The 19875-nt window shown below is 61.4% G+C and carries 19 protein-coding genes; 11 read left to right on the top strand and 8 right to left on the bottom strand.

Features of this window, described 5'->3' with window-relative positions:
• Positions 1–35 precede the first annotated feature (35 nt).
• Together RCO27_RS08285 and RCO27_RS08280 are read left to right on the top strand one after the other, a co-directional pair.
• A complete protein-coding gene (locus RCO27_RS08285) occupies positions 36–3293 on the top strand; it encodes a TonB-dependent receptor (protein ID WP_309002207.1) in 3258 nt (1085 codons plus the stop codon).
• A gap of 165 nt (positions 3294–3458) precedes the next feature.
• On the top strand, positions 3459–4334 hold the full coding sequence (locus RCO27_RS08280; RefSeq protein ID WP_309002206.1) for an alpha/beta fold hydrolase: 876 nt from the start codon (positions 3459–3461) through the stop codon (positions 4332–4334).
• A gap of 60 nt (positions 4335–4394) precedes the next feature.
• Here RCO27_RS08280 and RCO27_RS08275 read toward each other — a convergent pair whose 3' ends face one another.
• Positions 4395–5990 (bottom strand): LytTR family DNA-binding domain-containing protein, encoded by a 1596-nt coding sequence (locus tag RCO27_RS08275; protein WP_309002205.1) that lies wholly within the window; start codon positions 5988–5990, stop codon positions 4395–4397.
• Positions 5991–6076: 86 nt separating this feature from the next.
• Between RCO27_RS08275 and RCO27_RS08270 the strand changes: the two genes are divergently transcribed.
• Positions 6077–7147: a serine hydrolase domain-containing protein gene (locus tag RCO27_RS08270; protein ID WP_309002204.1), complete on the top strand. Its 1071-nt coding sequence runs from the start codon at positions 6077–6079 to the stop codon at positions 7145–7147.
• Positions 7148–7326: 179 nt separating this feature from the next.
• On the opposite strand, the gene RCO27_RS08265 is transcribed toward RCO27_RS08270, so the two are convergent.
• The 4 genes from RCO27_RS08265 to RCO27_RS08250 form a co-directional block, all read right to left on the bottom strand.
• Positions 7327–7965, bottom strand: coding sequence for a methyltransferase domain-containing protein (locus tag RCO27_RS08265; RefSeq protein ID WP_309002203.1), 639 nt, complete (start codon positions 7963–7965; stop codon positions 7327–7329).
• A gap of 204 nt (positions 7966–8169) precedes the next feature.
• Positions 8170–8541, bottom strand: a complete 372-nt coding sequence (locus RCO27_RS08260; protein ID WP_309002202.1) for a hypothetical protein — start codon at positions 8539–8541, stop codon at positions 8170–8172.
• 112 nt (positions 8542–8653) lie between these two features.
• Positions 8654–9586 (bottom strand): flavodoxin family protein, encoded by a 933-nt coding sequence (locus tag RCO27_RS08255; RefSeq protein ID WP_309002201.1) that lies wholly within the window; start codon positions 9584–9586, stop codon positions 8654–8656.
• A gap of 365 nt (positions 9587–9951) precedes the next feature.
• Entirely contained in the window at positions 9952–10185 is a 234-nt protein-coding gene (locus RCO27_RS08250; protein WP_309002200.1) for a hypothetical protein, read from the bottom strand.
• 453 nt (positions 10186–10638) lie between these two features.
• Between RCO27_RS08250 and RCO27_RS08245 the strand changes: the two genes are divergently transcribed.
• The 6 genes from RCO27_RS08245 to RCO27_RS08220 all read left to right on the top strand — a co-directional run bounded on the left by RCO27_RS08245 (position 10639) and on the right by RCO27_RS08220 (position 15294).
• Positions 10639–11199, top strand: a complete 561-nt coding sequence (locus RCO27_RS08245; RefSeq protein WP_309002199.1) for a dihydrofolate reductase family protein — start codon at positions 10639–10641, stop codon at positions 11197–11199.
• Positions 11200–11285: 86 nt separating this feature from the next.
• Positions 11286–11627 (top strand): metalloregulator ArsR/SmtB family transcription factor, encoded by a 342-nt coding sequence (locus RCO27_RS08240; RefSeq protein ID WP_309002198.1) that lies wholly within the window; start codon positions 11286–11288, stop codon positions 11625–11627.
• Positions 11617–12117: an SRPBCC domain-containing protein gene (locus RCO27_RS08235; RefSeq protein WP_309002197.1), complete on the top strand. Its 501-nt coding sequence runs from the start codon at positions 11617–11619 to the stop codon at positions 12115–12117. The genes RCO27_RS08240 and RCO27_RS08235 overlap by 11 nt, the downstream gene beginning before the upstream one ends.
• A gap of 332 nt (positions 12118–12449) precedes the next feature.
• Complete coding sequence (locus tag RCO27_RS08230; RefSeq protein WP_309002196.1) at positions 12450–12632, top strand: hypothetical protein; 183 nt, start codon at positions 12450–12452, stop codon at positions 12630–12632.
• Positions 12633–12807: 175 nt separating this feature from the next.
• Positions 12808–13236: a VOC family protein gene (locus RCO27_RS08225; protein ID WP_309002195.1), complete on the top strand. Its 429-nt coding sequence runs from the start codon at positions 12808–12810 to the stop codon at positions 13234–13236.
• A gap of 651 nt (positions 13237–13887) precedes the next feature.
• Positions 13888–15294, top strand: coding sequence for an ankyrin repeat domain-containing protein (locus tag RCO27_RS08220; RefSeq protein ID WP_309002194.1), 1407 nt, complete (start codon positions 13888–13890; stop codon positions 15292–15294).
• A gap of 122 nt (positions 15295–15416) precedes the next feature.
• On the opposite strand, the gene RCO27_RS08215 is transcribed toward RCO27_RS08220, so the two are convergent.
• Complete coding sequence (locus RCO27_RS08215) at positions 15417–15746, bottom strand: metalloregulator ArsR/SmtB family transcription factor (RefSeq protein WP_309002193.1); 330 nt, start codon at positions 15744–15746, stop codon at positions 15417–15419.
• A 140-nt stretch (positions 15747–15886) separates the two neighbouring features.
• Entirely contained in the window at positions 15887–17119 is a 1233-nt protein-coding gene (locus RCO27_RS08210) for a heparan-alpha-glucosaminide N-acetyltransferase domain-containing protein (RefSeq protein ID WP_309002192.1), read from the bottom strand.
• A 173-nt stretch (positions 17120–17292) separates the two neighbouring features.
• On the opposite strand from RCO27_RS08210, the gene RCO27_RS08205 reads away from it, so the two are divergent.
• Both RCO27_RS08205 and RCO27_RS08200 read left to right on the top strand, forming a co-directional pair.
• Entirely contained in the window at positions 17293–17694 is a 402-nt protein-coding gene (locus tag RCO27_RS08205; protein ID WP_309002191.1) for a VOC family protein, read from the top strand.
• Between the two features lie 176 nt (positions 17695–17870).
• Positions 17871–17999 (top strand): hypothetical protein, encoded by a 129-nt coding sequence (locus RCO27_RS08200; protein ID WP_309002190.1) that lies wholly within the window; start codon positions 17871–17873, stop codon positions 17997–17999.
• Positions 18000–18168: 169 nt separating this feature from the next.
• Here RCO27_RS08200 and RCO27_RS08195 read toward each other — a convergent pair whose 3' ends face one another.
• Positions 18169–19449 carry a hypothetical protein gene (locus RCO27_RS08195; RefSeq protein WP_309002189.1) on the bottom strand — a complete coding sequence of 427 codons (1281 nt, stop codon included), beginning with the start codon at positions 19447–19449 and terminating at the stop codon, positions 18169–18171.
• Positions 19450–19875: the final 426 nt, after the last annotated feature.

Raw genomic sequence — 19875 nt, 5'->3', positions numbered from 1 at the left:
GATATGCAGGCCTGCTGGCCGGTGCGGCTGCGAGTATGGCGATCACCATTCCTGCGAGCGCACAGACTGTCACTCGTGTCGACCTTGCCCCGCAGAGCCTCTCGAACGCGCTCAATCGGTTCGGACGCCAGGCGGGAATTGAGATCATATTCACCCCGCTGATTGTCCGGGGCTTGCGTATCCCGGCGGTCCGCGGCGCATTCACCGTCGAGGGAGGCCTCGATCGCCTGCTTACAGGGACGGGGCTGCGCTATCGACGCACGGCCCAAGGCGCATATGTCATCGAGCGACATGAGCCACGGGTCTCTCCTGCCGTTCAGACGCCGCCCGAAGCTTTGGCCGATGAGGAGCAAAATGCTCCGATTGTGGTGACCGGATCGCGAATTCGCCGTCCCAATCTCGACTCCGTGGTGCCGGTCACGACGATCGATGCCGAAGAGTTCCGCCAGACCGGCCAGACCTCGGTCGGCGATATTCTGAACGAGTTTCCTGCCCTGCGCACGACCGTCGGCCAGACCAACTCGAGCCGGCTGCTTGGCACGCCGGGTTTGAGCCAGCTCGATCTTCGCGGCCTCGGCGTCGATCGCACCCTGGTCCTGCAGAATGGCAGGCGCCACATAAGCGGCTCGCCATCCGGCACGGCGCCCGACATCAACACTATTCCGGTCGATCTCATCGAGCGCGTCGATATCGTCACCGGCGGGAGTTCCGCGATCTATGGCTCGGATGCCATCGCCGGCGTGGTCAACTTCGTCCTGAAGCGCGATTATGAGGGAATCCAGCTGCGCGGACATGGTGGCGTCAGCGAACATGGCGATGCCGGCCAGCTCGACGTCAGCCTGCTCGCCGGCACCAACTTTGGCGATGATCGCGGCAACGTTGCAGTCAACCTCCAATATACCCTGCAGCAAGACTGGTATGCGTCCCAGAGAAGAGGCTACCGGACCGTGCGATCATTTCTGCCGGTGGACTTCGACGAACCCGGTCTTCCCAATGGCAGCGACGGCATTCCCGATCAGCAGTTCTTCGAGGACATCCGCTATATTGGGTTCAGCAATGGCGGCCAGTTCCTGGGCCCGACGCCAGGCGCGGATGGATATCTTCCAGCCTTCAACTTCCAGCCGGACGGGACGCTAAGGCCCCAGACGGGTGAACGGGTGAGCCTTCCCCCCGTCGGCTTCACCATCGGCGGAGATGGATCGACAATCCAGGAAGGGCGCCAGCTCGGCATTTACCCTCGCCTCGAACGTTTCAGCGCCAATCTGATCGCCCATTTCGAGCTAAGCGACGCCTTCGAGCCCTTCGTTGAAGCCAAGTTCGTACGCACCGATTCGCTCGGCAGCTCGACCGGTCCGTTCTTTACCCTGGGCGAGTTCGTGCCGAGGGCAGCGGTGTTCACCGACAATCCTTATCTAAATCCGCAAGCGCGGCAGTTGATCCGCAGCTCGCTGGGTCTCGCCGAAGGCGAGGAGGCGAGCTTTTTCTTCGGCCGCAACTTTCTCGAGTTGGGCACCCGCCAGGAAGATGCGCGACGCGACACGCATCGCGTGGTTGTCGGCGCTCGCGGCGATATCGATCAGGACTGGTCGTACGAGATTTCCGCCAACTATGCGGATCTCGCTTCGCGGGCGCGGATCATCGGCAATGTCAATGTGCAACGTTACCTGCTTGCGCTCGACTCGGTGCGCGACCCTTCGAGCGGCGAGATCGTGTGCCGTGCGCGCATAGATCCGGCGGCGCGCATCGCGCTGGAGGGGGCAACCGACCCGAGCTACGCGCAAGCCCGGCTGGCTCAGGATGTCGCTGCATGTGTGCCGCTCAATCCGTTCGGCGAAGGAAATATCTCCGATGCCGCGGCCGACTATATCCTTGAGGACACGTCCACCCGTTTTCATATCACGCAGTTCGTGGCCAATGCATTCGTAAGCGGCGATCTAGGCCGCTGGTTCGAGCTGCCGGGCGGGCCGGTGGGCGTGGCGCTGGGCGCCGAATATCGCCGCGAGACGTTCTTCAGCAGTCAGGATCCGATCGTCCAGGCGGGGCTGACATTCTACAATGCCCAGCCGGGCTTTGATCCGCCGCCGTTCGAGGTCAAGGAGCTGTTCGGGGAAATCCGACTCCCCTTGCTCGCCCGGCGGCGCTTCGCCGAAGAGCTGACCATCACCGCCGCCGCCCGGCTGGCGGATTATGGCGGCGGGACCGGGACCGTGCTGGCCCGGAATGCCGGCGCGCAATGGACCCCGACAAGCGGGCTTCGCCTTCGCGCGAACTTTTCCCGCGCCGTGCGCGCGCCCAATCTCGTTGAGACTTTCGCTCCGTTCGGGGCCCGTTTCAGCGCTCTCACCGATCCATGCGCGGTCCAGAATATCGGGTCGGGTTCGGCGAACCGGGTCGCCAATTGCCGCGCCGACGGTGTGCCTGAAGGCTTCGATCTGACCTATGTCGGATCATCCTTCCAATATCGCGCCGGCGGCAATCCCGACCTCGAGGCAGAGAGGTCAGATTCGCTCACGGTCGGCGCGGTTGTCCAACCGCGGTTCCTGCCGGGCCTGTCATTGTCGGCAGACTATTACAGCATCACGGTGGACAACGTCATCGCGACGCCCCAGCTCCAGCAACTGGTCGACACATGCTATGATTCTTCTGATACCGACAATGCATTTTGCGGGCTCTTCGAACGTTTCCGGGGCCCCGGCGCGGGGCCCAATGGCGAACGACCGGGCCAGATCCTCAAGGACAGCTTGCGTCTCAGTCCCGTGAATTTTGCCGCTCTCAAGGTGCGCGGCATCGATATCGAAGCGAGCTACCGCCGCAGCCTGCCGGACATCGGCAGCTTCAGGACACGGTTCACCTTCACCCATGTGCTCCAGAACGATACCTTCCTTGACCCCACGGATCCCGACCGTGCCAATCAGGTGCTGCTCGAACTCGGCGATCCGCAGAACGCATTCAACTGGGACGTTCAACTGCAGAGCGGGCCGGTGACGTTCGGTTATCAGCTGCGTTACATCGGCAAAATGACGCCGGCCGGCGGCAGCATCGAGAACATTCGCTCGGTGCAAGGCAGGCCCCCGGAAAATGAGGACGCCTTTTCGATCCGCTTTTATCCCGACGTTCTTTATCACGATCTTCGGATGTCGATCGAGATCGGCAACCGCCTCAACGTCTACATGGGCGTCGATAATCTGACCGACCGGCTACCGCCGTACGGTTTGAACGGAATCAACAATGCCGGCGGCATCTACAACAACGTGGGGCGTTTCTTCTACGCGGGTGCGGTTGCAAGGTTCTGACCCATGACGTGCAAGGCGATGATGCACACCTCCGCATTGCCCAGTTCACACGCGGAGGAAGATTTGCTTTCGAGGATCTGTGGCCGGAAGATTCGACCGTCGCCCCGGCGGACGAATGCCGCCGGCATTTCGCGGACCCTCGGTTGTTTCTCGATTGCCTTTCTGATGAGCGGGTCGATTCCAGCATTGGCTTTGCGCAGCCCGCTGGCTCAAATTCCTGCCGCCGTGATCGCCGACCCGGCACGCGACCGGGTCCACCCGGCGCGGAACGACCAGCTGCTGCTGCCTTCGCAAGGTGTCGGCATGAACGCCCTGTTCTTGCGGGCGGCCGGCCAAGGGCGAAGGCCGACAATGCTTCTCTTACACGGTTTGCCGGGCAACGAGCGAAATCTCGACTTGGCTCAGGCGGTTCGCCGTGCCGGGTGGAATGTTTTGACCTTTACCTATCGCGGTGCTTGGGGCTCGCCGGGAACATTCTCGATCGCAGGCGCAATCGAGGACGCGGACGCGGCCCTCTCCTTCCTTCGTAGCCCCGATGCCGCTGCACGATACAATGTTGACGCCGAACGTATCGTGGTCGCCGGTCACTCAATGGGCGGGCTCGCCGCAGCCCTGCTCGCCCGTCGCGGGCGCCCGGTCCACGGCATCGTCCTGATCGACGCCTGGAACGCCGCCCTTGTCGGCGACGAACTCGTTCGCAACGGCCCGCAATGGCGCAGCCAATTCGAGGCTTCCATGGATCTCGGGCACAGTTTGAACGGTGCAACTCCGGCCAGCCTCGCGGACGAGATCGCGGCACATCGTACCGACTGGAACCTGATGGATGCGGCGCCTGCCCTTGCACGAGGCCAAGTTCTGAACGTGTATGCTACACATGGCGGCGCTGCGGAAAATCGCGCCCTGACCGCTGCGATCCATGGCCTAGGCGGCGCGGACCTTACGGTCGTCGAGATCGAGACCGACCATAGCTTCACGGATCGTCGTATCGCCCTTGCCGGGGTCGTAGTCTCATGGCTCGATGAACTGGAAACGGTCGACTGATCGTTGCCATGGCCGAAGCCATTTCGGCCCTAAGGGTTTCAGATCGCAATATCCGGGACGCTACCTAATCTGGGTGGAGGTCTCAGCAGAGGCCGGAGCCAGGGCGTTCCTCCCGTCCGCACCGTGGCTGGTCAACATGTTCGCTGTGGCGTCCCAATAGGTGCGCCCCACCGGCAGACAGGTTCCCCCCACGAGCTCCACGGTTCGGGCGAGCCTCCCTGCCCGGTGAACCGCCTCCACCTTGTCGGGATTGATCGCATGACTGCGGTGGATCCGCAGCAGACGCGCACGGGGCAGCCGTAAAAGCGCAGCAAGGTTCATCGTTGCGAGCAATTGCCGACCATCGACGAGGTGGACAACGCTGTAGTCGTCGTCAGCCCGTACATAAAGGACGTCGCGGACGGCGACGCGTTGCTGCGAGCCTCCATTCGGAATGATGATCAGTTCGGTTCCATCGCCAACAGCCGGCGGGACGGTCGCGACGCGCGGCGCGGGACGCATGGCCCGGACCGCGAGCGGGATCTGGCATGCGAATAGCCCGACGAAGGTCAGATAATAGCCCAGGTCGAGGAAACCCGGAATCCCTGAAAGCGCCAGCGCGGCAATGCCTGCGATCCCGGCAAGGTGCGCATGCGGCGCGGCGCGGACGGTGCCGATTGCAGACGCGACCAGCGCACCGAGCACGCCGATCCGAAAGGCCCAAAGCGCTTTCGCGTCCCACCATGGCAGCAGCAGCCAGGCGCTGGCGAAGCCTGCGATGACCATCAGAAGGATCGCCGCACGCATCCTCGCTTCTCGCACCCAAGAGAGCGCGGCGATCGTCACCACCAGACCTGCGAACGCCGCAAGCCCGGTCAGCGCGACTAAACGCGCAAGCTGCCATGGATAGGGATAAGTGAGCGTCAGCTTGCTGGTCTCGACCGCTGCCTGCAGCACGATTGCGCCAGCAAGCAGCGCGAAGACCGCCGCGATGGCGCTTCGGCGAAGCAGATACAAGAACAGGTTCGTCGCGAACGCGACGATGAGCAGTCCGATGACGATCAGCGTCGGCAAATAGTGGAGGAACACGCCGCTCGACCTGGCATCGAGCGGTCCGACCGACAGGCGGTGGATCGGCCGCGCCACCGGCAACCAGAGATGATGCGCGGACAGGTGAACCGTCACGATGTTCGTGCCAGGATGTACCAACGCTGTCGGAACGTGAAAGACGGCGTCGAAACGTCCCGGTGTTTCCTCCGCTCGGCTGTCGCCGACCAACCCGTTCCGGCCGATCAGAACACCGTTCCAGCGCACTTCGGCGCTTGCCATCGCAGTGATGTGGACAGCAAGTGGCAAGTGAGGGATCCGGTCGGCGCCGACATAGACCGTCTTCAGTGTGCCTGCCGGCCCAATCAACTCAAGCGCCGAGACGTCGACCGACCTGCAGTGGGTTTCGCTTGGGCACCAGAGCCAGTCGAGCGCTACTGATTCCCTTTCGCCCCCCGGCGTCAGCATTCCAATCAGCAGGGCGACCAAGCCCGCAATGATCAACGCGCCCGCCACATATGGCCTGCCCCCCGGTTCACCGACCCCAATGGTCGTCCACCGAAAACGGCTTGGTTCGCCGCGCGATGCGTCGGCAGACCCGGCCGAAGCCAATGGGGTGATGTGCATCATGGCGGATTTCTTCCGCACACGGCACCGCATTGGCAAGGAGTTAGAGCAGGCGGGAAAGCAAATACGACATGGGGGCGGACAGTTTCATGAGCGTCACCCGTCGAACCGTGCTTACGGGCGCCTTGCTTGCGACCGAAATGACGGCGGCCTGGGCAGCGCCAGCGCGCAACCTGACCGGATCGGCGAGGTCGATCATCGACGAGATGGTCCGGCAGTATGGCTTTCAGGGGGTGGTCGTCATCGGTCGGGACGGGCTGCCGCGATTCTCCCACGCGGTCGGCTCCGCCGATATCGAACGCCAGATCGCCGTCGCGGTGGAGACTCCTTTCGGGATCGCGTCGATCTCCAAGCGCCTTACCGCGGTCGCGGTCATGCGGCTGGTCGAGCGCGGCCGCCTGGCGCTCGACCAACCGATCACCGCCTATCTTCCCGATTACCGGCCCGATACCGGTGCCCGGGTAACGCTGCGCCATCTGCTTTCCAATAGCAGCGGCGTACCCAATCTTTTCCGCACCGCCCTCCGAGCCGACAGGTCCCTCATGGCGACCGAGATGTCCGCGCGGGAGGCGATCCGACGTTTCGCCTCGGGAGACCTCGCCTTCGAGCCCGGCACACGATTCGACTATACGCCCACCAACTGGTTCATTGTCCTCGGCATCATCGAGGCCGTGACTGGCACGCCCTTCGCGCAAGCGATGCGGGCGCTCGTCATCGAGCCGCTCGAGCTCGTGGCGACGACGCTGGATCCGTCACCGCGCACCGCCAAGTCCTATCGCAGCGTATCCCCGTCGATCGAATGGCTCGACAGTCGTCCAGCCTATCGCGCGGCGAGCGGCGGCTATTTCAGTACCGCGCGCGACCTGCTGCGCTTCGCCCACCGTGTTTACGACACCGGCTTTCTGTCACGCGCATCGCGGTTGGCGCTCACGAGATTGGAAGTCGCGAGCGATTCCTACGCTCTTGGCGGGCGCATCCGGCAAGTCCCGGTGGAGGGTACGACAGTCGCCGCCGCTTGGGAGACCGGCAACCTGGCGGGATATCGTTCCGTCCTCGGCCATCGGCTCGATGGGCAAGGGGAGGTCGTAATACTGAACAATACTGCGATGTTGCAGCGAACGATGGACGAGTTCGCGGAAGCGCTGCTTCGTCTAGGGTAGCAAAACAGAAGGCATGTGGCGAAATCTATCAAAATATAGAACTATTGCCAGAAGTTCAGCGGCAATGAAAAGTCCGAGCGTCGAGGGTATTAGGTGAGCGAACCGGAACAGGATGTGGGTCAGCTGGCGCGGCTCGTAACCGAGGCAAAAATTGAATCGGCCGGGCGCTGAAATTTCTATCATCGCTTGCGAGCGACGATGTAGGGGCGTTTGTCGGCGCCCTTGCTGGCGTGGCTTTCAATGAGCACGATGTCGAAACCGGCCTCGAGGATCTGTTGCTCCAGCGTGGATGCTCCGAAAGAGCTGGCATGAGGCGCTTTGCCAACGGCTTGCATTGCGGGCAGCACGAGCAGCCGGATCAAAGGATTCATATCTCCCAGACAAGGCGTTTTGGAAATGAATAGGCCTCCGTCCTCTAGCAGGACGTGAATGCTGCGCAGCGTACTCTTCACATTGCGCACCAGATGCAGATAATTGAAGCCCAGAACGGCATCGAACCGCGTTTCTTCGCGGACCAACTCTTCAGCGGTGGCAACGCGAAAGGACAGGGTGGGTATCGACTTGACCTCGATCTTTCCTTCGGCGATCGCGATCATTCCGGCAGAAATGTCCGTCGCCAGGTAGCGCCGTACGTCCCCTGCAAGTCTCAGCGCCGTAGTCCCAGTACCGCAACCCAGTTCCAGCAGGCTTGCTTCGGATCCCAGAAGGGCGCGAGTACATTCGAGCGTGCGCTCATATCCGTCCGGGTCCACGATCGCGGACTCGGCATATCGACGGGAAGATCTATCCCAAAAGCGGGCGTCGCTTGCGAGGCTCATGTGCCCTCCAGACCCCAGCATATGCGACGGGCAAGGGATGTCCAAGAAACCGGCAATTTCGTTACCTCGGGACGGGAGTCTCTGGGGTTACAGTCTATTGGAACGCGCTTACGGTCGTAACAATCTGCTGTCGGATATCCCCAAGTCCGGTCCCGAGCGGCCGCGGCCGGCGGCGCGGGCGTGGCTGGAGTCGGCGAACGGGGTTCAGGCGGTGATCGAGAAGGCACTGAAGGCGGCCGGACTGATGCGCTGAACGCTCAGGCGCCGTGCGCGCGCCTCGTCGCACGAGCTAGCCGGGATCAACGCGCGAAGCCCTGTCGTGAATATGGGCGTAAGGCCGTAGAGTCCTTGGTCGGATAGAGTAGCTACCGCCCTTAGCTGCAGTATGACGACACCTTCGTGTTCTGCACAAGCAATTTTCTTCTCGCTCGACGAGCGTTGGCCGGTCAGGCGGCGGGCATGCATATGAGGAAAACTGTCATTCGCCGATACTTGCTCGAGAAGTGGCCGAAATGGGAACGTCAGCTCTCGAATGAAGCCACCGAAAAGCTGCCGGTCGCGAATCTCAAGCGCCATCGATCCGGAGCGTGCGGCCTTCTCCGGCCTCGAACGGACGCTAAGAAGATAGACGGACAGTTTATCCGGTTCGATTATTTCTGACGGGGCTGCTTGAGGTCGATCCCGGCGCTTACCAGCCGTCCGGCGCGCCGGGCCTGCACCGCTTCGAGCAGAGTGCGTGCGGCGTTGCGGACCTCGTCCTGGAGCTTCTCGTCCTTGTCGAGCGCCTCGTGATTGGTCGTATAGGGCTCCCAATAACCGATATAACGGTCGAGCTCGACGGGGACGCCGGCCGGAACGAGATGCATGAAGCGCAGCCAGTCGGCGAGCTGCGTCGGACATTCTCGGCGCCTTCGACATCGCCGTGGACGACGATCGAGAACAGGCGCCCTTCCAGATGGCGGGGATAGGGCCAGCCATCGAGCTTCAGCTGCTTTGCCTTCCGCGCATCCTTGCCCTGCGTTGAGGTCGGATCGGGATTGCCGCCATCGGCGCAGACCAGCCGATCGATCATCAGCTTCATCGGCGACGAGGTGGCATACCAGTTGACGGGTGTGATCAGCATGATGCCGTGCGCTCGGACCCAGAGCGGGTAGATCTCGTTCATCATGTCCTGCGTCTGGCCGAGCGAATGGTTCGGATAGCAGAAGCAGGGCCAGTGGCAGAGCGCTGCGGCGGTGGAGAAGCAGGCTTTGCAGGGATGGATATGCTTGCCGTATTCGGCGGCGAGGCGGGAGAGATTAAGTGTCTTCACTTTCACGCCCTCGACCCCGCAAATCTCCGACGCGATCTCCAGCAGCCGCCAGCTCTTCGACATTTCGCCGGGACACGTATGCTCGGAGCGCGAGGAGCCGTTGACGATCAGGATGCAAGGCGGCTGCGACGGGTCCTCATGCTCGGCCTGCGCCTGGCGGATCGCGTCATGAGCCGCTATCCAGTCGGTCGCGAGGTCGTAATCGGGGTCGGCATAGCCGTGCCCCGCTTTCTCGGTGCGCGGCGACTTGCGCTCATTGGCATAACCGTCCCAGGCCGCGTGGGCGATGCACTCAAGTTCCTCTGACAAGCAGTCGAAGGCTGGGTCGGTGAACTGGGCTCTGAAGCGACACTTGAACTCGGCCTCGTCCAGCTTGACGCTTGGCATGCCCTCCCGCGGCGCCGGTGCTTTATCGGACATTAGACGTTGCGCTGCTCATTGTTCGCTAATGGGCGATCGAGGCTCGCGTTCCGCAGCGAAAAATCCTGCAAAGGTGCGCTTCCGGCTGAACTTGCCAGCGCTCCCCTTGAAGTGGCATCGGTTCCCCGGTGCCAACCGCCCGACTGAATGCCGAAATTGGCCGATAGCCCAACGGCGGCTTTTCAGGTCAGATCGGCGAAAAGCTACGGTTGTCAGGTAGCGGCGTCGACTTCCGCTATGGGTGGAAAGCGGATCTAAAGGTTCATGAGGGTAGCTGCCGTTTGTAAGGCTAGATTTGTTTTCTCGGTGACCAGAACGCGCTTAGCTACCAGCGTGTCACTAAGATGCTCATATGCCAAGCCGTATTCCCGATTCTCAATATATTCTCGAACGGTCTCAGTGTCTTGTGCCGGAAGGTGATGTTGTTCGGCTTCGAGTGCCGAGGTCAACAGTACTTCTAATCTGCTCCACGTTTCATGCTTATCCATGTCAAGATGATCGCATCACAGCTGAGCGCCGCAATGGGTCGGTTTCTGCCCGTCCGTTATCGACCCATAGCTGCAGCTATCGGCATGGCGCATTTCACCTTTTGCCCCGTCGTCTCCAGCTCCGGCCAGCGGGCGTGGGCGAGTCGATCTTGGAGATGATCGAGCGCCGACTGCGGTGCATGAAACCGGAACGGGATCGAGAAGGCCGGCGCCGCCAGGACCTCTGTACGGACCAACCCGTTAGCCACCATGGCGGCAGCCCTCATAGTTCCAACGAAGCGTCGCCTCGATATGGCGCGCGGTCCGGCCCGCATTTGAGGTTCAGCGGACGTGGTCATCCTTTCCTCGAGGTTCGGTCCGGTATTGACGATCATCTGGGATCCACGGCGGAACCCTGACAAAGATATGCGCAACTATGTATATTTATGTCAATGCATATACGCGGAGGTCAGAATGGCAAAACTGATCTATTCCTACCTCGCCTCGCTTGACGGCTACATCGCCGACAAGAGCGGCAAATTCGATTGGGCCGAACCAGACGACGAGGTTTTTGCGTTCATCAACGAGCAGGAGCGCTCGATACGAACCTATCTCTACGGGCGCCGCATGTACGACATAATGATCGGCTGGGAGACCGACCCTTCGTTGGCTGAGCAATCAGCGAACATGGGTGCTTTTGCCAAAACGTGGCAGGCAGCGGACAAGATCGTAATCTCATCCACGTTGGACAAGCCTTCGACGAAGCGAACCCGGGTCGAGCGCGATTTCAATGTCGTTGTGATCCGGCAGATGAAGGCAGCGTCGCCGCATGACATCGCCATCGGCGGCGCCAACTTGGCGTCGCAGGCTATCCGGGCCGGGCTTGTTGATGAGTATCGCTTCTTCTTTGCACCCGTTATCGTCGGCGGCGGCAAAAAGCTTCTTCCAGAGGGAGCCCGTCAGAATCTGAAGCTGATCGACGAACGCCGGTTTAGAAGCGGCTTCGCCTACCTGAGCTATATGATCTGCGGCTGAGCCTGGGGAAGCTGCAGTCAGTCTCTCTAAAACGTCAACCTTACGAACGAACCGAGAGGCAATATTGTTGGAGCATCGCACGGCAGATGAGTAACGATGCATTTCAGATGCTTGCCGACCCTACTCGTCGACGGATCGTGGAAGCGTTACGAACCGGCGAACGACAGGTTAATGAAATCGTCGAGATCGCTGGCGTGCACCAGTCAGGTGTGTCACGACACCTTCGGATATTGCACGATGCAGGGTTTGTAACAATGCGGCCAGATCAACAGCGCCGCCTTTATTCACTTCGAGCAGAACGCTTCCGGGAACTTGAAGAATGGATTCGGGGATTTCGACTCTGGTGGGAGAAACGGCTGGAGCGCTTCGAAGCAGCGCTCAACGCAAACCAGATTCCGCCATGCTCGCAGCGCTTCAATGATGAATAGCGGGCGGATTCGCGGGCAGAGCTCGCTCACCTTCGAGCGTACTTATCAAGCGCGTGTAGAAGAGCTCTGGGATTTATGGACCACAAAGGCAGGTTTCGAATCCTGGTGGGGATCCCATGGCTTCAAGGTTCATGTCGAAACTATCGATCCACGGATCGGCGGCGTGCTGCGCTACGACATGTACACCGACGATCCCGCGCTCATTGCCTCAATGAACCAGCTTGGGCGGGAGGCATCAACTTTTACGCAAGCAGAGTTCGTTGAGCTGATTCCACTTAGGCGTCTTGTCATTCGACACATGATCGATTTCATTCCCGGCGTAGCGCCCCATCCCCATTCGATCACCGTTGAGTTTGTTCAGCAGGGCGACCGGGCGAAGATGAGAGTCACGATCGACGCCCACCATGATCGACTGACGACTAAATTGTCCGCGGTTGGTTTTGCGCAACAGCTAGAGAAGCTGAATATACGGTTTGGACTGATCAATTAGCAGGAATCGTCGGCGAGTTTGAGCAGATGGAGAAGCGCACCTTCTCGCGGCGGCCGACCTTAATGCCGGCGCTAAGCCGCATCTCCAACCGAGTGACTGGCCTAGTTTAGGCGCTCGCTACGGGTGGAAAGCGCGCTCTTCAATCCCCTTGTGGGACAGGGCTGGGTGAGGATGGACTCGCATGGAGAGCGCGTTGGTTGCCGTCCGCGGTTTTCGTGCTCGAGTAGTTTTCGCGGGCGCCAGCTCGCCATCAACCGAAGCACTTTACTTTATAAGGTATGATATTTATGATCCTCCCGAGGCAGACTGATTGATCTGAATGGAAGGCATCAATGACCCTCTCTGCCAGGAACGCAGCTATCGCCCTCGGTTTAGTCGCCATCGGCATAGCCATTGCCGCCACCGGCATCTACATCGGGGAGACCGACGATGCGCCCGGCGCCTCACTGCTGGGTATCCTGCTGCTGATCGTCGCATGGGCGCTCGCTGTGAGGACCGTGCGCCGCAAGACATAGGTCAGGCGTTGGGAAACGAAGGGTGGCATCGTGCGGACGACTGCGCAGGTGCGCACCCGGCACCGGACGCCGTACCTTGGCTGCGGAAAATCGACTGGAGTGAGAGGGGCGATGTCGACCGCCCCTCGATCGGCTGACGCAAGATCCAGGACAGGCTATCCGGTAGGAAATCGCGATGAAGGTCTTCCGTGTGGTTCTGCCGGTCACTGATATCGGTGTTGCACACACTTTTTACTCCGGCGTCACCGATCAGGTCGGGCGGCGCGTCTCCCCAGGCCGGCTCTACTATGACTGCGGCGGGGTCATACTGGCGTGTTACGATGCGCTCGCGGACGGCGACGCGTCTCGACCGCTGCCGTCGAGCGAGCCGCTCTATTTCTCGGTTCCCGATCTTGTTGACGTCTATCGAAGATGCTGCCTGCTGGGCGCGGCGTTTTCGACGCAGGTGGATCCGCAGGTGGGAAACCCGGGCGAAATCCAGAACCGGGCGTGGGGCGAGCGAAGCTTTTACGTCTCCGATCCGTTCGGAAACTCACTCTGCTTTGTCCAGGAAGGGACCGAGCTGACGGCAGCAATTGATCCCTGTGGACCAGCTCATTGGTAGGCGTCCGGCGATGTGGGCAATCTGCATCGCGGCACCCTGCGGCCTTGTTTCGAGGTTTCTGGAGGGCGTCGTGACCGCTTGACCTGATTGGCGAGACGGTCGTAGCATGCATGTCTGGCCGACTGGCGGCCGCCCGTCCGCGGGAAGGGCCTAGCCCACCTTGCAAGATCGATTGGAGGTCGCCGACCTTTCCTGCCCGTCAGCGGACGCCGGGCGCCGACGGAAAGGTACCGGCTATGTCAACGTACGGCGGCGCGCGCCGCGGATCCGATGTTGAGTTTCCTCCCAACCAAAACACGGCGGCTGTCAGGCGGACGCCTTTCGCTGCTGCCGAAGCCAGCCTTCTTATTGAACGCTGGCTACCCGGTCGTCCGGAGGAAGTGTGGGCCTTCCTCACCAGTGCGGACCAGATCGAGCGTTTCCTGACCTGTGGGCTAAGAGCGCCGCTGTCTGGAACCTGCCGCGGTAAGCTGTGCGACCTCAGGCCGCCGCGTCTGTTGGTCTTCAGCTGGAGTCATCAGGCTTTGAAGCCAAGGCGGTTCGTTGTGACGGTCGAGTTGTTGGCTGTGGGTGACATGGTTCGGCTCCTCCTCACTGTTGTGCCGGAAGACAGGGTGAAGAAGACCCAGGCGCACGCAGCGGAGCCGTCTCATGGCTGATCCGCGGGCGCGTCGCACGCTTCCGCCGCGCCCCTCTCAGGAGCATCTTCGCAAGCAAGCCAAGCGTCTGGCTCGTGAGCGGGGTCTGCAGCTTTCGATCGCACAACGTCTTCTCGCCGCAGAATATGGTGAAAGCTCATGGGCCGAGCTCATGCGTCGGGTCGCAGCGATGGGCTCGCATTCCCCGAAGGCGAGGTCGCGCCTTGCCCGCGCAGCCGAGACTGGCGACGTCGCTGCCGTGCGAGATCTGCTGGGAAAAACAAGCGCGCCCGATGGCGATGCGGAGGATGAAGCTTCGCCGCTCTGGCTTGCCTGCGTTGCCGATGCGCCGCCCGGGACGCGGTTGGCAATCTGCGAAGCTCTGCTCGCAGCGGGGGCCAATGCGCGTAGGGGTGTCCCGGGCTCCACTCCCTTGCACGCCGCTGCGGCCCGCGGCCCGCTGCAATTGGTCGAGCTGCTGATCGCGCATGGCGGAATCGAATGGGAGGAAGACAGCCGCGGCTGGTCTTCGCTCGACGCCGCTCGAAACGGCTCGGCCCCCGATCGCGACGCGATCGCGATCCTGCTGAATCGACCGGTTATCGTCGATCCGGCCTTCCGCGCGGCGGTTGCCGCTATTCAGGCCGGCGAGGTGGCGGAACTTGCGCGGCACCTCGACGCCGCGCCTCAGCTGCTGCGCATGCGCGCCGTTGAGCCGGACTGTTACCGGCAGGCGGCGCGGCCCCAATATTTTAAGGATCCTAAACTCTTCTGGTTCATCGCCAACAATCCGCGGTTGGTGCAAAGAATGCCGTCCAACATAATTCAGATCGCGAACGCAATGCTGAAGCGTGGCGTCGAACCGGAAGATCTCCAATATGCGCTGGAACTGGTGATGACCGGCGCCTCGGCGCGCGAGCACGGCCAGCAGCTTCCGCTAATGCGTCTTCTGTTGGCGGCGGGAGCAAGGCCTTCCGATCGCTCAATCGCCATGGCCCTCGCCCACCGCGAAATCGATCCGATACGGGCCTTGCTGGCCGCTGGCGCGCCGCTGACGGTTGCGATCGCAGCGGCGCTTGGCGACTGCGAGGCACTAAAGCGGCGGCTGGCTACGGCGTCGCTCGACGAGATCCAGATGGCGTTAGCCCAGGCGGTCATCAATGGACGACCGGACACCGCGCGCGTAGCCCTCGACGCCGGCGCCGATCCAAACCGCTTCATGCCCGTGCACGCGCACAGCACGCCGCTGCATCAGGCCGCACTGCTGGACGATACGGCGCTGATTGACCTTCTCCTCACTCGCGGAGCGCAACCCGACATACGCGACCAGATGTGGAACTGCACGCCTCTGGAGTGGGCCATCCATGAAGGCAAGCCTATCAGTCGGGCACGCCTCGCCGGCCTCTCGAGCACCGATTAGGATGCTGCAGAGCCGCCAGTTTCGAAGGGTTCGGCCGGTGGGGTCAGTTGTTCTCTTTTCCGAGCGCCATCATGTCCGGTGTCAGGGCTGTGCGCACGGAAATGGCGGCATCGTCCGGGAGCCTAGGATTTCTTCGGACTGCGCTTCTTCTTTCTTTGCTCGCGATATTCTCGCTCGAAGCTGTCGAGTCTGCCCGTCCAGAATTCGCGCACCCGACTCATCCACTCGTCGACCTCGGCGAGGCCGCGCTGGTCCAACATATATAGCCGCTTGGTGGCCTCCGCGCGATACTGCACGATCCCAGCTTCCTTGAGGACTTTCAGATGCTGGGAGACCGCCTGGGCAGTCATGTCGAATTGGCTGGCGATCTCGCCAGCCGGTCGTTCGCCCTTCGCGAGGATCTCGACAATATGTCGACGGGTCTCATCGGCGAGCGCGGCGAAAGCTTGCATAGCCATTCACCTAAAGCCCGTTCTTTAGCAAGTCAATGTGATCGCACCGGACCGCGATCGACTCCAAAGGTCGCGCGCAAACATGATGTTTGTCGCGCCCGCGCTCGCCAGCCGTGATCCACGAACCCGATCGCCGAGCCTTATAGGAAGCGCAGCCAGATATGGCCGGAACCTGATTTCACCTTCCCAAACCAACGACACGCGGGGTAAAGCACCACAAGCACCGCCAGCCAGGTCAGCCAGACGCCGACGAGCACAAAGCCGAACCCCTCTGGTGGCACGAGATTCGGGCCCTCGCCCGTCCAGAACAGATAGGAGATCGGCCAGCCGAGAAGCCAAGCGACGAGCAGCGCCGCGCCGTGGATCAGGAAAAGGTGGAAGGCATAGAAGAAGAACGGCACGCGCCCGTATGTGGCAAGGAGGCTGAGGGGGCCGGTGACGGCCTGTCGCCCTGCAGTCCAGGCCTGAAACAGCAATAGCAGGCCGAGCGTCACAAGCGCGAATTGCAGTGACGGGGGGTATTTCTGAACATTGAGGAAGCTGAGAATCGTCCAGCCGAGGTCGGGCTGGCCTTCAAATCCTCCTCCCGGGGATTGTCCGTAACCGGCGAGGCGCACCAGGACGAACAGCAAGAGCGCGATCGCGCCGGCGAAGGCCAGGGGTTTGGCCGCGGATTGACCGGCCGGCATCAGCCACGGACCTATGGCATAGCCAAGCATCATCAGCGCCGCCCAGGGCAGAATTGGATAAAGAATCACCTCTCCACCGAACAGCGGCAATTGCGCCCAGCCTCCGGTATAGAGGATCTGGGCGAGCGCGCCTCCGCTCGGAATGCTGAACGCATTGTGCAGCAGGATGAACAGTGCGGCGCCTGCGAGCAGGGCCGGGCGCGGGACGAGCAGCAGGACTGACAGGAGGATCATGCCCGCACCGAGGCCCCAGATGACGCCAAACCAGGTCCAACCGGGATGAAAGGACCAAGCAAAGCCGAATAAGGCGAATTCGAGCACGACCAGCCAGAGCCCCCTGAGGGCGAGGAACCCGGCCAGCTTGAGCCGGCCGTGCTTACGCCCGATCAGCCAGGCGCCGAGACCGACGATGAAGAAGAAACCGGGAGCGCAGAGATGCGTCACCCAGCGGGTGAGAAAGTAGCCGGCCGTCGTTTGATCAAGATCAACGGGATCAAATTGTGCCGCGCTGAAGAAGATACGGACGTGATCAAGGGCCATCAGGGCAATGATCAGCCCCCGCGACACGTCGAGCGAGATGTCTCGGGCCGCATACATGGGAATGGGAACGACCGATGCCGGCGCTTTGCCCGAGTCTGGAGGAGGCCGCTGATCCTGCAACGGTTGTTCGACCAGTTCCATCATCTCCCTTTTCCGCTCCCGCAGAAGTACAAGGCTTCCCCCTGGTGCCAAATCGGCGGCTATGGGCGGCCTCGACTTGCGCCGGTATCAGTGATTATCTTATAAAGTAAATGCTTTCAATAGCTCGGGGATCGAGTGTCCGGTAGAAATCGCTTCACGAGGGCCGAAAGGAGGTGATGGTACACGTGGAAATCCAGAACATGACGCCGCTGATTCAGGTGTTCGACATGCCGACATCGCTGGCCTTCTATCGCGACCTGCTTGGTTTCGAAGTCGTCGCCAGCTCCGGCGACGGCGACGATTTCGACTGGGGGCTGCTGCGGCTTGGACCTGCAGATCTCATGCTGAACAGCGCCTATGAGACCGGCGAGCGTCCGGCCGAGCCTGATCCGGTCCGGTGCGCTGCGCACCGTGATACCGGACTCTTCTTCTACTGCGCCGATGTCGATGCGGCCTACTCCAGTCTTGCGGGCCGGGGCCTTGCGGTGTCCCCGCCGACGACCCGCAACTATGGGATGCGGCAACTCTATCTCCAAGATCCGGACGGATACGTGCTGTGCTTCCAACACCAGGCGTAGGCGCGCCGACGACAGGGAATTCCTGTCCGCGCATGCCAGCAAGTCTTATAGGACGAAAGTAAATATATTATAAAGTAATAGGTTGATAAGTGTCAACCAAAGGATCTTCTAGTGACCGCCTGCGTCTACCATTAGAGATGGTGGTCCTGAATCTCTTATCGCTGGGCGCCCCTGATATGGACGATGGAGGAGCCGGCACCGATCCGGTGATGGATGTCGTACGCACCGCGACGAGTGCCGAAGCGCTGGGTCCTTTTTCCCCGTGCAGCCCGAGGCACATCGTCGACGTCCGGGTGGCGATGTGATCGTCGCGTCGCCGGTGCTGACTGACAAGATTGGCGACGGCCATTTGCGGCTGATCGGAGCCTTTGACGACCAAGGTGCGCGGGCGTTGGCCGGCAGGGCAGATCCCGTTGGGCGCGAGCCATTGTCGGGACAAGAGGGTGGTTCGTCCGAGGGCCGGAACGGCGCACGCTACAGCAGACCAAGCTCCGTCTCGGCAACAAAGGGCATGAAACCGACGAAATCTGCGTTCGGTCCGTAGGGATCGTAGAAGAATCCTTCGCCGGCCAGATGATAGTTTGTCCAGCCAAACAGGTCGTGCCAGAGCTGTGTGAACATAATCTCGAAGGGAACGCCCGCTCTGACGGCGGAGAGACCGACAAGCTGCGCTCTTGTCGTCGGATATTCCTGCCGGAGCCATTCCTGCACGATCTCGGCGCCCAGCGCACGCGCCTCGGTCAGCATCTCGCGATCGTGCTCGACGGTAAAGACAGGAACCCGAGCCAGATAGCGGTCGCCATCTCGTTCGACGTAGCGGATGGCCTCGAGAAGCCGGAGCGTGGTGCGGATCTCTTCGCTCGTTGCCGATGTCGCAGCCGATAGGGTCGCCTCGCTCTGTGGTCCTTGCCGAAGCCTCGTCATGATGCGCGCGGCATGTTCCTGATGGCGTGCCAGCGCCTCACGCAGAACCTGTGCAAGCATGCTGGCAGTATGGCGCGGCACGAGCGAGGCCAGCCGCGTGGCCGAGATGCGCCCGGTAAGGTCGGGGAAAGCGTAGCGCTCCGGGTTTTCGTGATCGCCGAACGTGGTCATGGTGATCGCGCCATCTGCGACAACCGTGTTGTGGCTGCCCCAATAGAGGCCGCGAACGGATAGGCCCGGTCCGTTCTCCATCATCGTCATGGCGAATATGTCGCCATTTGGCTTCGGTTCGGGCGGACGGCGATAGCCAAGCCGCGCCGTGATATCGAGACCGTCCCAATCAAGGATCACGCAGCCGATGATCGCCATGGCGACGAGGTCGCGTCGAACCCTCGGCAGGTCATAGCGCGACAAGATGGCGTCGAATCGCGCACGGTGCGCGACGATCGCGGCCGCCAGTTGTCTACCGGCAGGATCTGCGACCGATCGGATCAAACGCTTGTCCGCAGCGGTGATGACCGTGAAGGAGAGTGCGAAGCGGTTGCCGTCCAGCGGACGAATGACATCAGCCTGGGTCAGGTGTCGAAGCGTGATTCCGGTTCCACTGAGGAGCCGGTCGATTTGTGCGCGCACAAGCGGTCCGGTCAATGCCTGCTCGGCGATCTGCTGTACCCCAGGTTCAGCGAGGAGCACATAAGGGTTGTCATAGCCTGAGCTCTCGACGGACGCGGTGCCGGCGATCGACCATCTTGCATCCTGTCCGGCAAGCGGGGTCGCGACCAAGCCGAGCAGAGAGGCGAAGGCCCAGCACCTGAGAATCCGCCTTTTCATGACATTCCTCCGTGTCGGTGACATAGGTCAATTCAGAAATTGATAAGGCAAAATCTTAAATAATCAAGACAAGCTTTGCCTTTATGAGCGTTATTGTGTCCCCAACTGTCGGATGCCGCTCGCAGAAATTGATCCGGACCACATTCGAATGTGAGATAGGTCAAGCTCAAACGCGTGCGTCTCCCACAAGCTACGATCTCGCACAGAAGGTAGGCCGCATCGCGCATCCGTCGGTCCGCGACTGGCTCGTAGCAAAAGGCCAGAAGCGAAAAGGGCGGCTCGCATCCAAGGATCAACACCTTCAACTCGTGGGCGGGCCCCACGCCATACGAGCTAGTACACTCCGCCGACTGCTCTCCCGCCGCAAGCAGAGGGAGCTCCCTGACCCAGCCCCCTGATCGCAACTGCCAAGATTCCGGAGGCGCT

Source organism: Sphingosinicella sp. LHD-64 (genome assembly GCF_031157375.1).
GTDB lineage: Bacteria > Pseudomonadota > Alphaproteobacteria > Sphingomonadales > Sphingomonadaceae > Allosphingosinicella.
This window is presented reverse-complemented; position numbering and strand designations above follow the sequence as displayed.

Bases quoted from the DNA above. Each gene is read 5' to 3' on its own strand.
- RCO27_RS08215 (WP_309002193.1), bottom strand. From the start codon at position 15,746: ATGCAAGCTTTCGCCGCGCTCGCCGATGAGACCCGTCGACATATTGTC.
- RCO27_RS08280 (WP_309002206.1), top strand. From the start codon at position 3,459: ATGAGCGGGTCGATTCCAGCATTGGCTTTGCGCAGCCCGCTGGCTCAA.
- RCO27_RS08275 (WP_309002205.1), bottom strand. From the start codon at position 5,990: ATGATGCACATCACCCCATTGGCTTCGGCCGGGTCTGCCGACGCATCG.
- RCO27_RS08225 (WP_309002195.1), top strand. From the start codon at position 12,808: ATGAAGGTCTTCCGTGTGGTTCTGCCGGTCACTGATATCGGTGTTGCA.
- RCO27_RS08240 (WP_309002198.1), top strand. From the start codon at position 11,286: ATGAGTAACGATGCATTTCAGATGCTTGCCGACCCTACTCGTCGACGG.
- RCO27_RS08210 (WP_309002192.1), bottom strand. From the start codon at position 17,119: ATGATGGAACTGGTCGAACAACCGTTGCAGGATCAGCGGCCTCCTCCA.
- RCO27_RS08265 (WP_309002203.1), bottom strand. From the start codon at position 7,965: ATGAGCCTCGCAAGCGACGCCCGCTTTTGGGATAGATCTTCCCGTCGA.
- RCO27_RS08220 (WP_309002194.1), top strand. From the start codon at position 13,888: ATGGCTGATCCGCGGGCGCGTCGCACGCTTCCGCCGCGCCCCTCTCAG.
- RCO27_RS08250 (WP_309002200.1), bottom strand. From the start codon at position 10,185: ATGGATAAGCATGAAACGTGGAGCAGATTAGAAGTACTGTTGACCTCG.
- RCO27_RS08260 (WP_309002202.1), bottom strand. From the start codon at position 8,541: ATGGCGCTTGAGATTCGCGACCGGCAGCTTTTCGGTGGCTTCATTCGA.
- RCO27_RS08270 (WP_309002204.1), top strand. From the start codon at position 6,077: ATGAGCGTCACCCGTCGAACCGTGCTTACGGGCGCCTTGCTTGCGACC.
- RCO27_RS08230 (WP_309002196.1), top strand. From the start codon at position 12,450: ATGACCCTCTCTGCCAGGAACGCAGCTATCGCCCTCGGTTTAGTCGCC.
- RCO27_RS08285 (WP_309002207.1), top strand. From the start codon at position 36: ATGGCGATCACCATTCCTGCGAGCGCACAGACTGTCACTCGTGTCGAC.
- RCO27_RS08245 (WP_309002199.1), top strand. From the start codon at position 10,639: ATGGCAAAACTGATCTATTCCTACCTCGCCTCGCTTGACGGCTACATC.
- RCO27_RS08235 (WP_309002197.1), top strand. From the start codon at position 11,617: ATGATGAATAGCGGGCGGATTCGCGGGCAGAGCTCGCTCACCTTCGAG.
- RCO27_RS08195 (WP_309002189.1), bottom strand. From the start codon at position 19,449: ATGAAAAGGCGGATTCTCAGGTGCTGGGCCTTCGCCTCTCTGCTCGGC.
- RCO27_RS08200 (WP_309002190.1), top strand. From the start codon at position 17,871: ATGGACGATGGAGGAGCCGGCACCGATCCGGTGATGGATGTCGTACGC.
- RCO27_RS08205 (WP_309002191.1), top strand. From the start codon at position 17,293: ATGGTACACGTGGAAATCCAGAACATGACGCCGCTGATTCAGGTGTTC.